The sequence below is a fragment of the Thermodesulfobacteriota bacterium genome (genome assembly GCA_025062045.1).
GTDB lineage: Bacteria > Desulfobacterota > Syntrophorhabdia > Syntrophorhabdales > JANXAF01 > JANXAF01.
The window spans coordinates 23,802-37,174 of the sequence record JANXAF010000004.1 but is presented as its reverse complement, the minus strand read 5'-3'; the positions used below and the strand labels follow the sequence as shown (position 1 = coordinate 37,174).

13 protein-coding genes are annotated in these 13,373 nt (G+C 42.8%); 10 read left to right on the top strand and 3 right to left on the bottom strand.

All coding sequences use genetic code 11. From position 1 onward, the window contains the following. Window positions 1-31 precede the first annotated feature (31 nt). Both NZ583_04065 and plsY read left to right on the top strand, forming a co-directional pair. Window positions 32-2,077, top strand: coding sequence for a molybdopterin-dependent oxidoreductase (locus tag NZ583_04065; GenBank protein ID MCS7280787.1), 2,046 nt, complete (start codon window positions 32-34; stop codon window positions 2,075-2,077). 7 nt (window positions 2,078-2,084) lie between these two features. Beyond that, a complete protein-coding gene (plsY, locus tag NZ583_04060) occupies window positions 2,085-2,678 on the top strand; it encodes a glycerol-3-phosphate 1-O-acyltransferase PlsY (GenBank protein ID MCS7280786.1) in 594 nt (197 codons plus the stop codon). Here the strand turns inward: plsY and NZ583_04055 are convergent. From NZ583_04055 to NZ583_04045, 3 genes are all read right to left on the bottom strand, one after another. Further along, window positions 2,675-3,973, bottom strand: coding sequence for a TrkH family potassium uptake protein (locus NZ583_04055; GenBank protein ID MCS7280785.1), 1,299 nt, complete (start codon window positions 3,971-3,973; stop codon window positions 2,675-2,677). The genes plsY and NZ583_04055 overlap by 4 nt on opposite strands. A 159-nt stretch (window positions 3,974-4,132) precedes the next feature. After that, on the bottom strand, window positions 4,133-5,473 hold the full coding sequence (gene trkA / locus NZ583_04050) for a Trk system potassium transporter TrkA (GenBank protein ID MCS7280784.1): 1,341 nt from the start codon (window positions 5,471-5,473) through the stop codon (window positions 4,133-4,135). A 6-nt stretch (window positions 5,474-5,479) separates the two neighbouring features. Beyond that, window positions 5,480-5,749 carry a hypothetical protein gene (locus NZ583_04045; GenBank protein ID MCS7280783.1) on the bottom strand — a complete coding sequence of 90 codons (270 nt, stop codon included), beginning with the start codon at window positions 5,747-5,749 and terminating at the stop codon, window positions 5,480-5,482. Between the two features lie 191 nt (window positions 5,750-5,940). Here NZ583_04045 and NZ583_04040 point away from each other — a divergent pair, with 191 nt between their 5' ends. From NZ583_04040 to NZ583_04005, 8 genes are all read left to right on the top strand, one after another. Next, complete coding sequence (locus NZ583_04040) at window positions 5,941-6,651, top strand: Crp/Fnr family transcriptional regulator (GenBank protein MCS7280782.1); 711 nt, start codon at window positions 5,941-5,943, stop codon at window positions 6,649-6,651. A 29-nt stretch (window positions 6,652-6,680) separates the two neighbouring features. Then, entirely contained in the window at window positions 6,681-6,917 is a 237-nt protein-coding gene (locus NZ583_04035) for a hypothetical protein (GenBank protein MCS7280781.1), read from the top strand. 179 nt (window positions 6,918-7,096) lie between these two features. Then, on the top strand, window positions 7,097-7,546 hold the full coding sequence (locus NZ583_04030) for an Hsp20/alpha crystallin family protein (protein ID MCS7280780.1): 450 nt from the start codon (window positions 7,097-7,099) through the stop codon (window positions 7,544-7,546). Window positions 7,547-7,705: 159 nt separating this feature from the next. Then, window positions 7,706-9,418, top strand: coding sequence for a 2-oxoacid:acceptor oxidoreductase subunit alpha (locus NZ583_04025; protein ID MCS7280779.1), 1,713 nt, complete (start codon window positions 7,706-7,708; stop codon window positions 9,416-9,418). Beyond that, window positions 9,402-10,262 carry a 2-oxoacid:ferredoxin oxidoreductase subunit beta gene (locus NZ583_04020; GenBank protein ID MCS7280778.1) on the top strand — a complete coding sequence of 287 codons (861 nt, stop codon included), beginning with the start codon at window positions 9,402-9,404 and terminating at the stop codon, window positions 10,260-10,262. Before NZ583_04025 ends, NZ583_04020 begins: the two co-directional genes overlap by 17 nt. 190 nt (window positions 10,263-10,452) lie before the next feature. Further along, a complete protein-coding gene (locus tag NZ583_04015; protein ID MCS7280777.1) occupies window positions 10,453-12,435 on the top strand; it encodes a thioredoxin domain-containing protein in 1,983 nt (660 codons plus the stop codon). Window positions 12,436-12,527: 92 nt separating this feature from the next. Further along, window positions 12,528-12,881 (top strand): NAD(P)H-dependent oxidoreductase, encoded by a 354-nt coding sequence (locus tag NZ583_04010; GenBank protein ID MCS7280776.1) that lies wholly within the window; start codon window positions 12,528-12,530, stop codon window positions 12,879-12,881. A gap of 3 nt (window positions 12,882-12,884) precedes the next feature. Beyond that, window positions 12,885-13,340, top strand: a complete 456-nt coding sequence (locus NZ583_04005; GenBank protein MCS7280775.1) for a redoxin domain-containing protein — start codon at window positions 12,885-12,887, stop codon at window positions 13,338-13,340. Window positions 13,341-13,373: the final 33 nt, after the last annotated feature.

The window sequence follows — 13,373 nt, the reverse complement described above, 5'->3', positions numbered from 1 at the left end:
CACGTTCAAGTTAAATAACCGGGAGGTAAAAATGGCCACCACAAAAGAGGTGCTTACAGATTGTACATTGTGCTACCACAGCTGCGGAGTGAGAGTCTACGTGGAAGATGGAGTTGCAAAAAAGGTGGAGGGTCTCGAATCCCATCCATTGAATAGAGGTAAACTATGCCCGAAGGGCGAAGCGATGCTTGATACTATTTACCATCCCGAAAGGATCCTCTATCCAATGAAGAGGGTTGGAAATAAGTGGGAGAGGATATCGTGGGATCAGGCATTGAGAGAGATATCTCAAAAGTTATTGGAGATAAAGGAAAAGTATGGCCCTAGGGCATTGGGTGTTTTTAGCGGTTCGGTGGGTGTTGAAAACTACGAGATAGCTGGGCTTACTCAGAGGTTTGCATTCACTTTCGGGTCTCCCAACTTTTTCTCTGTTGAAAGCATATGTTACAGGATGAGGATAAGGGCAAGGCAGATAACATTCGGGAAGTATCCTACAGAGGAGCTCGACTCGAACCTTTACATTTTATGGGGTCATAACCCCCATGCTTCCGATTTTCCTCTTTATCTCTCGATAACAGAGAATCTAAAAAAGGGCGCAAAGATTGTCGTTATCGACCCCAGGAGGATTCCATTTGCAGATCAAGCACACATGTACATTCCAATAAGACCCGGGACAGACGGAGCTTTAGCACTCGCTCTCATAAATGTCATCATTAACGAAGACTTATACGACAAAGAATTTGTGGAAAAGTACACCTTTGGCTTTGAAAAACTTAAAGAGCATATAAAAAGCTACACTCCTCAATGGGCGGAGAAGATCACAGGGGTCAAAAGCGAAGACATAATTAAACTGGCAAGGCTTTTTGCAAAAACAAAGGGCGCTGGGATATACCAGGGTACGAACACCCAGGATCAGACGGCAAGCGGAACACACAATAGCAGAGCCTTCGCAATCCTCCAGACTATCACAGGCAACATCAATGTTCCTGGAGGCTGGGTCATAAGTCCGCGCTTAAGGTTGGGAAATGTTGGCTCAACGATAGATGACAAACCTCTTGGTGCGGATGAGTATCCTCTCTTTTACGAGGTTTGGGGAAGAAAGAGTCCTTACGGCGTAATTACCCTTGTACCTGAGAGCATACCAGAAAAGATAAAGGCATTTTTAATAATTGCTGGAAATCCGGTTGTGTCCATGCCCGATTCAAACGCTTTTAAGGAGGCTTTCTCAAAACTAGAACTCCTCGTTGTACTAGACATGTTTATGACCGAGACGGCAGAACTCGCTCACTATTTCCTTCCTGCCTCCTCTCATCTTGAAAAATGGGGGCTTGCATATTCTTACAACGTCTGCCATTGCCTTCCTTATCTTATGCTGCGCAAAAAAGCCATAGAACCACTAGGAGAAAGTGTATCGGAATGGAAATTCTTTAAGGAACTTTCGAAGAGACTTGGCATGGAAAAGGATTTTCCTTGGCAGAGTGAAGAGGAACTTGTGGATTTTGAGGTTAGACCATCGGGATTCGATTTTAACTATCTCTTAAATGTGAAGCCTGAAGGTGATTTTTATCAAAAAAAGGAGTACGGGATAAAGGAAGGTGAATTTGCAACACCCACAAAGAAGATAGAAATTTATAGCACTGCGATGGAACAGGCTGGTCACGACCCACTTCCCGTATACATTGAGCCGCACATAAGCCCCGTCTCAACACCCGAGCTACTAAAGAAGTATCCGCTTATTCTCACAACCGGAATCAGGGACCTTTACTTTACCCATGGCCAGTTTAGAAACGTAAAAAAACTTAGGGAGAAAAGTCCAGAACCTAAGGCTGAGATTGGGATCGAGACGGCGAAAAAGTATGGAATAGAGGACGGAGACGACATAATTATTGAGACTCCGAGAGGTCAAATAAAGCTAAAAGCTCAGGTCACAGATAGGGTGATGGAAGGTGTAGTGTGTGTTCCCCATGGCTGGCCTAAGGAGGCTAATGTTAATCTACTTACGGACACGAAGGTGAGAGAACCTATCATGGGCTATCCCGAGCTTAAATCCCTTCTTTGTGCCATAAGGAAGGCTTAGATGATGGATGGGTGATCCGAAGCTTTACGTTTTTTATCTTTCCCTTTCTTACCTTTTGGGTTCAATACCCTTCGGTCTTATACTTTCAAAACTTAAGGGGGTGGATCCGAGAAAGGTCGGAAGTGGAAATATAGGTGCAACAAATGTCATGCGGGCAGTAGGAAAAAGGCTCGGTTTCTTGACCCTTCTTTGCGATCTTTTGAAGGCCGGGCTACCCGTGCTTTTCGGGCGAATCTCAAATCTCGATCCGCTCTTCTCAATATCCATGGGCTTTGCTTCATTTTTGGGCCATTCTTTTCCCATATGGCTTAAATTCAGAGGAGGAAAAGGAGTCGCACCTGCCCTTGGTGCCTTCCTCTTTTTCAATCCTCACGCTACTTTATATGCCATTTTTATTTTTGTCTTCGTTTTTTTTCTCTGGAGATACGTCTCTTTAGCTTCGCTTGTCTCCTCCTTTAGTTTTCCGTTTATACTCTTTTTGTTGGGCGAAAGAAAAGAGGTAGTCTTTATGGCTTCTCTTTTTGTCGCGCTTATCTTTTTAAGGCACAGGGAGAATATAAGAAGACTTAAGGAAGGCAGGGAAAACCGGGTAAACCTTTAGTCTCTCCAGAAATCTGGAACAAAAAGCACAAGCACTGCATAAAGCTCGAGACGGCCAGCGAGCATCAAAAATGACAAAAACCATTTGGATATGGTAGGCAGATGGGAATAATTTTCTGTAGGTCCCACGCTTCCAATCCCAGGCCCAACGTTCCCGAGGGTTGCAGCAACCGCACCGATGGCTGTATCTATGTTCACATCCTGAAAGGTTAAGATCAAAACTCCTAGTATAAAAAGCATCATGTAAAGCAGGATGAAGGCTATTATGCTTAGTACAACTCTATCGTCGACCACCTTTGTGTCGACCCTTATTGGGAATATACCGTGGGGCCTAAATATTTTTTTCAAGCTGACCAAAAGAAATTTAAGCATCACGCATATCCTAATGTTTTTTATCGCACCACCCGTAGAACTAGAGCATCCCCCGATAAACATAAGTATAAGAAGGATAAATTGAGCATTAAAAGGCCACAATTCGTAATCCTCTGTTACGAATCCCGTTGTTGTCAATATAGAGATTACCTGAAATAGGGAATGTCGTATTAATTCTTCGTCGAACTTATGGCCTTCCAAGTATCTTATGAGAAGAGTTCCAGAAGTTGCCAACCCGACAAGGGAGACGTAGAACTTGAACTCTGTGCTCTTTATGTAAGAGGATGGCCTTCCCGTAAGCGCAAGATAATGGAGGTTGAAGTTCGTTGCCGCGACAAACATAAACACGGTGATGATGTAATGTAGGTATGGAGAATTAAAAGCACCAATACTCTCGTTATAGGGTGCGTAACCGCCAGTTGCCATCGTTCCAAATGTTATACAGAGAGCATCGAAAAGATCCAACCCTCCAACAAGGATGAGGAGGATCTCAAGCAGTGTGAAAAGAAGGTATATACCCCAAAGCAACTTTGCGGTTTGACTTATCCTAGGAGATATCTTGTCTTTTGTCGGTCCTGGAGCTTCAGCCTTGAAAAGCTGAAATCCACCAACCCCTATAAAGGGTAAAACTGCAACGGCTATGGCGATAACCCCCATTCCACCGAGCCATTGGATGAGGTTTCGCCAAAGGAGAACGCTTTTAGGAAGAGATTCAATGTCATTTAAAATGCTTGCTCCTGTGGTAGTAAATCCAGAGATACTTTCGAAAAAAGCGTCGGTCAAAGAAGGGATAGATCCGGTAAGGATGAAAGGTATTGCGCCAAAAAAGGAAATGCTAATCCATCCCAAAGCCACTATTGCTAGCCCTTCTTTTACCGAGATCTCTTCCGATGTTCTAAAGATGAAGGAAAACGATAAACCCATTCCTGCGATTAAGAAAGCGACAAGCAGAAACGAAAGGGCTGTACCCTCGTTATAGTAAAGGGAGAAAGGGATAGGCAATAGTAAAAAACAGCTGAAAACTACCCAGAGTCTTCCCAGAGTGCAAAAGACTCGAGAAAATTTCAATTCCTTTCCTTGTAATCAGAATCTTTCTTCGAGATCATGAATTGCATGGGGTAGGGCAAATAGGATAACCCTATTTCCCGGCTCAATGACTGTATCTCCATATGGCACAATAACTTCATTCTCTTTTATTATTGCAGCGACAAGCGAGCCTTCTGGAAACTTCAATTCTTTTAATGGCTTATTTACCATTTTACTATCCCTTCCCACCTTTATTTCGATCGCCTCTGCGTCTATCCCGTGGAAGGTTGCAACCGAAACAACATCCCCCTTTCTTAAAAAGCGTAGAATGGCATTTGCGGTAGATAATCTAACGTTAACTGTGGAGTCGATTCCAATAACAGGCATAAGGGGCATGTAAACGGTCTTATTCACAAGGGCTATCGTCTTTTTTATTCCCAAATGCTTTGCAAAAAGGCAAGTAATTATGTTTGTCTCATCGTCTGACGTTGTGGCTACGAGGGCATCCATGTTCGTAATCCCCTCTCTTGCAAGTGCATCTATCTCCGCTCCATTCAAGTTTATCACTGTACATTTTTTGAGGGCACTTGCCACTTCCAATGACCTTTCCCTATCTGATTCCAAAAGGGTCACTTTTATATCTCTTTTTTCCAAGTTTTCAGCTACCTTTCTCCCTATCCTTCCCCCTCCCAGAATCATGACCTTCTTCAAAGCGCTATCCTTTTTCCCTGCCATCTCCAAAAGTTCATCGAGTCCTTCCCTTTTTGTCACAACGAAAACCTGATCATTTTTACTTATGTATTCATCTCCGTGTGGGATTATGGTCTTGTTGTTCTTGCATATGGCAACGACTCGGAATTTTTTCCTTTGGTTTTCCGTTCCCAAAGACTTAAGCTGTTTGTTGATTATTGGAGCATCCTGGTCCACTTTCAAACCTACCATAAGAATCTTTCCGTCCTCGAATTCTATGATCTCTGAAGCAACGGACCTTATAAGCAACCTCGTTATCTCCTCTGCCACCTCAAATTCAGGGTTTATCATGAGGTCGACACCCAAATCTTCCTTCTTTAGAACTGAAGACTCGCTGTAGTATTCCGGATTTCTAACTCTAGCGATCTTCCTTCTTACGCCCAATTTGGAGGCAATAAGGCAGGAGAGGAGGTTGACTTCGTCCACCGATGTCGCAGCAATGAGCATATCAGCAGACTTTGCTCCCGCCTCATAAAGAGTTGACTGGCTTGCCCCATCTCCATGTATTACCGCGACATCTATGGACTCTTCGATTTTTTGACACCTCTCCCTGTCTTTCTCAACAACAACGATGTCGTGGCCCTCTTTCGATAGCTTATCAGCTATCTGGTACCCTACTTCTCCCGCACCTATTATAACTATCTTCACTTTTTGTTATTCTAGCCCCAGTCTCTTTAGAAGATCTTTGCTTTCGCCGAAGGGAAGTACGGGAAACGTCTCAAACTCTACTATATCGATCCATTCTGCTCTACTTTCGATGAGTCCTTTGGCATCGGTATCGATCACATTTATCGCCCTGCATCCTTGAAGATCCAAAAATTCGCAGATGACTTTTACGCTCTTTGGCCATCTCCAGTTCTTTCTTCTCCTCTCTACCTCTTTTTCATCTTCCGGTGCCCATGTGCATATATTCATAAAAAGCATCTTCTAACCCCCTTCCTTTTTTACGAATAGTATATCAAAAAAAAGGGTTCCATTCAGTGCAAATTTCAAATACGGTTTCGTCATCAAAGAGGAGCTTTCTAAGATCAATTAGGGAGTTCTTAGGGGTTACGATTCCGTTAGTTTTTCACAATCTATTGACTTGTAAATTCTAAACCGGATATAAAAAGCCTGTGTCAGTAGACACCACCTTTCTAAGAAAGGTCATCCTATTCAAACACTTGACTGATTCCCAAATAGAAAGGGTCATTCCGATATTGGAAGTGAAAAGATTCGCAAAGGGTCAGATGATTTTTAAGGAGGGAGACACGGCAAACGGGGTCTACATCTTAAACCGCGGGAAAGTGAAGGTATTTAAATTGTCTCCGGACGGAAAAGAGCAGGTACTCCACTTCATAACTGAGGGAGAGATCTTTGGGGAAGTGGCAGCGTTTTTGGGCGAGGCTTTTCCGGCAAATGCTGAATCTTTAAGCGAATCCATAATCTACCTTCTGCCCAGGTTACCTTTTCTTAAACTCATCCAAGAGGATCCCCAAATGGCACTAAACATCATGGCTCTTTTTGCCTACCGGTTAAAAGAGTTTGTACGCTTGATAGATAGTTTAGCTTTAAAAAATATAGCCCAAAGGTTATCCACTTATTTGCTTTTTATCGCAGAGAAAAAGGGGAATGTCGTGGCACTCGACGTAAAAAAATCTGAAATAGCCAGTTTTCTCGGAACGATCCCAGAAACTCTATCAAGAGTATTCTCAAAAATGGCAAAAGCACGGCTTCTAAAGGTTCGGGGTAATAAGATAGAGATTCTTGACCCATCAGGACTTGAAAAGATAGCACTTGGTATTTTTGACTTAAGTCAAGGAGATCGAACGAATCTCCAATTATAATTTCCCCAAAATATAGCTGGAGGTTAAAAATGGTTTACGAATGCCCTGGGGTAGCCAACATTAAAACACCAACCCTGGAGATAAGGGATTGTCCAAACTGTGGCGCAGAAATAGAGATAGCTTCCATCGATTTTAAGGCCACGTGCAGAAAGTGCGGTTTTACTATTTACAACGACTTGAACTCTTGCGTGGAGTACTGCCAGTACGCAAAAGAGTGTCTGGGAGAGGATCTCTATAACGCCATAAAAAAAGGCTCCCAAGAATAGATATTAAAGCCCGATCCTATCTTTCGCGTATAATTACGGACTCTTTCCACCCTTCCGTCTAGTCTAAATTCTTCGTTGTAAAAAAGTGTAAATCCGAAGACCTCTTGACAAAAAAGATCGGCGAATTAGAATTTACTTGGATTTACAAAAAAACAAAAATAAAGAAAGGAGGCGACAGTATGGCATGGGAAATAACTCCTTGGAGACCTTTCAGAGAGCTTGAAAGGATACGGAAGGAGATGGATGAACTTTGGGAATCCTTCTTCGAGAGAAAGCCCGTAAGAAGGACGGGAATTTCGGAATGGATGCCTTCAATAGATTTTTCTGAGACAAAGAACAATTACGTCGTCAAGGCTGAGCTTCCTGGGATCGATCCGAAAAATATAGACATCTCGCTTACTGAAAATGTGCTCACAGTGAAGGGAGAGAAAAAGCAAGAGAAGGAGGAGGAGACTGAGAACTATCATTTCGTTGAAAGGTCCTACGGCAGCTTCGTAAGGTCTATCGAGCTACCGGGGGAAGTTCAAACGGATAAGATCAAGGCGACCTACAAAGACGGTGTTTTAAAAATAATTCTGCCTAAGGCAGAAGAGGCTAAAAGGAAAGAGATAAAGATCAAAATAGAGTAACTAAAAAAGCCAGGGATCAAGTCCCTGGCTTTTTTAGTTACATGAAGACTCTTTCTCTGGGAAAATTCACCTATAGACTTCGAAAGCTTCCAGGATTTAGCCCCACAAATTAAGATTGACACTAGAAAAATTTTAAGATTAAGATTATTCTCGCTCATCATGAATTATTCGATCAAGATAGGGGGTGAGGCCGGACAGGGCGTCCAGACCGTAGGCGAGACGCTCTGTCAGATTTTTGCTGCGTCCGGCCTTCATGTCTTTTCTCATCAGGATTACGAATCCCGTATCAGAGGAGGACATAATTTTTACCAGATAAGGATCTCCGAAGACTCAGTTATGTGTCCAAAAGAGAAAGTCGACATACTTTTGGCGTTCGATTATGAAAGTGTTAGACTTCACACACCAGAACTCTCAGAGATAGGTCAGATCCTTTATGATTCTCAAATCCTAAAAACGAAAATTTCGGACTCTCGTTCCATAGATGTTCCATTTCTAAAAATAGCGAGAGAAACTGGTGGTCCTGATATAGCTTCTAACATTGCTGCCATAGGGGCCGTATGTGGGATCCTGGGAGTGAAAAGGGAGATTCTTTTAGGTGTCGTAACAAATATTTTCGCAAAAAAGGGATTCGAAACGGTTGCCAAAAACGTAGAGGCTGCCCAGGCAGGATACGATTACGCGATCAAAGCCTGCATTATGTGCCCTTTTCGTCTGCCAGAACCACGACCAAGAAAGATCTTGATCTCAGGAAACGAAGCCATAGCATTGGGTGCTTTGGTTTCAGGGCTCAAATTCTATTCTGGATATCCCATGACCCCATCTACTGGGATACTCAATTACGTTGCCGAACATTCGCTCACCTTCGGCTGTATAGTCGAACAGGCAGAGGACGAGATCGCAGCCATAAACATGGTCATTGGGGCATCCTTCGCAGGTGTAAGATCAATGACAGCCACATCAGGGGGTGGTTTTGCACTTATGGTGGAGGGGCTATCCCTTGCCGGAATGACAGAGACCCCCCTTGTTATAGTACTTGCTCAGAGGCCGGGACCCGCAACCGGTCTACCGACAAAGACTGAGGCCGCAGATTTACTTTTTGCATTATTTGCCGGCCATGGCGAATTCTCAAGGATTATCTTTGCTCCCGGCACTCCGCTGGAGGCTTTTTACCTTACAAACAAAGCTTTCCATTTGTCCGAAAAGTATCAAGTTCCGGTAATAATCCTTTCTGACCAGTATCTTGCGGACTCGCAGTGGACATTCGACTCTCTCGATCTTGAAAGCCTAAGATACATGGACATGAGACTTAGAGGTGCCTCATTCGAGAATCAAAAAGGATACAAAAGGCATCTATTCACCGATACCGGCGTATCACCTCTTGGGGTCCCCGGCGATGCTCGACATCTCGTTGTGACTGATAGCGACGAGCACGATGAAGAAGGCCATATAACAGAGGACAGGGAATTGAGAAAGAGAATGGTGGAGAAGAGACTCTTTAAAAAATTGACCTTAATTAGGCGGGAGATAGATGAACCGACGGTATACGGCGATGTGGGGGCTGACATCGCAGTTTTATGCTGGGGATCCACTTACGGAGTGGTGAAAGAAGCTATAGACAGGATCTTAAAGGACTTTCCCATCTCTATGGTCCATTTTAAAGAGATGTATCCCTTGCCCTACGAGGGTCACTGGCTGGAGTTCTTAAAGAAGAAGAGAATACTTATCAATGTTGAGCAGAATGCCACAAGTCAATTCGCAAAACTCTTAAGAATGGAGACGGGCCTTGCTGTTCACAGAAATATCAATCGCTTCGACGGAAGACCATTTGGGGTAGAAGATCTCGTAGAACGTATCTATGCTCACATTGAATGACTTTAAAGGTAAGACGCCTGCGTGGTGCCCAGGATGCGGAAATTACGCAATCCTTAAGGCCTTTAACTCCGCAATGGTGGAACTAGGGATCGAGCCCCACATGGTCGTCATAGTCTCAGGCATAGGTCAAGCCGGAAAGTTTCCGCATTACACTCGCTGTAACACTTTTAACGGTCTACATGGTAGAACCTTGCCTGTGGCTACCGGAATAAAATTGGCAAACCATTCTCTTGTAGTCTTTGCAGTTGCAGGAGATGGGGATTGTTACGGGGAAGGTGGGAACCATTTAATTCACGCAATAAGAAGGAATCCGAATATAAAGCTTATGGTTCACAACAACCAGGTCTATGGACTAACAAAGGGTCAGGCCTCACCAACAACAAGTCAAGGTGTTTTGACCAAAGCGCAGCCATACGGGACTCTTTCCGAGCCTTTAAATCCGGTGGCATTGGCAATTGCCCTTGATGCCAGCTTTGTTGCTCGTGGTTTTGCCGGCTTACCGGACGATTTAAAGGAGTTGATAAAGGAGGCAGTAAAACATAGAGGGTTTAGCTTTCTCGATATCCTTCAACCGTGTGTTACTTTCAACCGGGTGAACACTTATAGCTGGTATAAAGAAAGAGTGTACAAAATAGAGTTAAGTCATCCGGTCCATGACAGAATTAAGGCTTTTGAGAAGGCTTTAGAGTGGGGAGATCGCATACCAGTAGGCATATTTTATAGGAAGGAAAAACCGACTTTAGAGGAGAAAATTCCTGTCCTAAAAAATGAACCACTCGTAAGACAGAAATTTGACTTCGAAATGGCCAAATCCCTTGTGAGAAAGATAAAGAATGTTGACTGAGAAAACATCGCCTTTTTTAAACTATCGTGACGATTTAAAAACCGTTGAAATGCACAGTGTTTTCCAGTTCTCCTTGAGTAAGAAGATTTTTGCTAGAATCCAAAACATAGTTCATATGAAAGTGCGTTTATGATATGGTAAGAAAATTGAAAAAAAATAGGAGATTACCATAAAAGGCAGAGCAAAAGACATTCAAACTTCAAAGCCTCGTAGGCCTTATTCCATTACGAGTTCATCGGAGTCCATTACCTGGTACGAATGGGGCAAAGACGCTTTCGATAGGGCTCAAAAAGAGGACAAACCGATCCTTCTTTCGATCGGTGCGGCATGGTGCCACTGGTGTCATATTATGGCCAAAGAGAGTTTTGAAGACCCGGAGATAGCAAAAATTATAAATGAGAATTTCATCCCCATAAAGGTTGATAGAGATGAAAGACCAGACATCGACAAGCGCTACCAGGATTTTGTTGTCCTTACGACTGGAAATGGAGGATGGCCCCTCACAGTCTTTCTTACGCCCTCTGGGCAACCCTTTTACGGTGGAACTTATTTCCCGCCCCACGACAGATGGGGAATCATGGGGTTTAGGTCATTGCTAACCGTGATTCTTACACTTTGGAGACAGAAAAGAGAGGATATCAAAGAATCAACAAAGGAAATTTTGAAGCAGCTTGAAAATCTGTCAAAGAGTCAAAAGCCAGGAAAAATAACTTCTAATCTTTTGGAGACCGGTATATCAGCGACTCTTGAAAGTATCGACTACGTAAATGGCGGCTTTTTGGGCATACCCAAATTCCATCACGCATCGGCTTTAGAGCTTTTGATGTACCATTACGTTCTTACGGATGATGTAGAAATAAAAAAGAGAGTGAGAAATGCTCTCGAGGTTTCGCTTGAACGGATGGCCTATGGCGGAATTTACGATCACCTTCTTGGGGGATTTTTTAGGTACTCTGTGGACGAAGAGTGGATATTTCCACACTTCGAAAAGATGCTTCCCGATAACGCAGAACTTTTGAAAATCTATACTTTAGCATATCAGATCTTTAAAAAGGACCTTTACAGAGACGTCGCTTTTGGCATCGTTAATTACTATAAGCGGTTTGGGTCAAGTAGAAAAGGTGGTTTTTATGCATCGCAGGCTGCAGACATTGGGGAGATCGAGCAGGGAAACTACTACACTTTCTCTCTAGATGATCTAAAAGCATGTCTATCTTTGGAAGAAGTTGAGCTAGCAAAAACCTATTTCGGGTTTGAGACAAAAGGAAGGATGCCTACAAATCCGAAAAAAAATGTTCTTCATGTTGCAATAAAAGAGGAAGATCTAGCCAAAGAGCTAAGAATCGATGAAAGGAATCTCAAAGAAAGGATAAGGCTTCTTAAGGCAAAGATGTTAACATACAGGGAAAAGTATCGAAAAATTCCACCCTTCGATAAAACCATCTATACTGGATGGAACGCGCTCATGGTGGATGCGTTATGTGAGTTCTATAAAGTTTTTAAAGATCCCTGGGCAGTTCAATCAGCAAAAAAAACAGTGCAAAGAATCCTAGACGAGAACAGAGAGAGCGAAAGAATTTTCCACTCACCCAGGGTGTTCGGATTTTCAGAGGATTATCTCTTTTTTGCGATGGCCCTCCTTTCTCTTTTCGAAGTTACAGGAAGGAAAAGGTATCTAGAGTATGCAATAAATGTCACCAAAGAAGCTTTAAAACGCTTTTGGGACAACGAAGATTTCGGATTTTTCGATTCAGAGGAAAATCTAGGAACAGGGCTACTCTCCATAAAGAGAAAAGATATCCAGGACCAACCTAATCGCTCAGCAAACGGGATAGCTCCGTATCTTTTCGGTCTTCTATACGCTCTCACGGGAGATTACTTCTTTTATGAAATGGCTGAGAAAAGTCTTGAGGCATTCAGTGAGGTAATTTCGAAAAACCCTATTCTCTCTCATTCGTACCTCCTTGGCCTTTATTCGCATAAAGAAGGAATCTTAAAGATCGAAACAGAAAATTTCTTCGATAAAAGTCTTGGCTTTTTCTGGCCATTTAAATTTGTAGTTAGAAAAAGGATTCCAGGGATTACAGTCTGCAAACAGAGTACATGTCAGAGCTTTCAAAACTGGGAGTCTCTGCTAGAAAATCTAAAAAACATAAGAGGGGAAAAGCAATAAGAGGCTTCTCGATGCAGTATCTAGGCTATTACCTCATGAGGCAAAAATGGAGATATTCGATCTTTTAAAGCATCCAATTGTTTAACCAGGAAATGGATCTAGAAATTTCGAAAAAAGTCAAGACACTTAAGCAAAAAATAAAAGAAAGTGACGCTATCATGATTGCCACTTTCGAATACAACTATTCTTCTTTTGGGGACTTAAAAAACGCTATAGACTGGCCCTCAAGATTTTTAGGAATGTTTGGGACAGCACGAGTACACTATCATCTAAGGCAGGTCTTTGTCTTTTTTGATGCTCACGTCCCGAATCAGCCAGAAATTGTGGTTCCAAATGCCGAGACGAAATTCGATGAGTCGGGAAATTTAACTGACGAGCAGACAAAAGAGAGGCTAAAAGGCTTTATAGTTTTTCTCAGGATGGATAGATACACTAAAGGGAGGTAAAATATGATAGAAGTCGGACACATAATTGGGGATTTCGAGCTTAAAGATCAAAACGATCAAATTTTTAAAACTTCGGATCACAGGGACAAAAAGCTTTTACTTTCCTTTCATCCCCTTGCCTGGACGCCTGTTTGCAGAGATCAGATGCTCTCACTTGAAAAAAACTACGACAGATTTCTCGAATTAAATACAATACCCGTTGGAATAAGCGTGGACAGCGTTTTTTGTAAAAAGGCCTGGGCTGAGGCTCTAGGAATAAAAAAGCTTCGCATGCTCTGTGATTTCTGGCCGCACGGTGGTTTTGCAATGAGACTTGGTCTTCTAAGACTTAAGGAAGGCTTTTCGGAAAGAGCAAACCTGATTGTATCCGAGGATGGAAAATTAGCCTTCATAAAAGTTTACCCTATAACGGAGGTCCCCGATATAGAAGAAATAGTGGAAAGACTTAGGCTCATTTAACGCGAGCTCTCAAAATGACTCAGCAAATCTAGT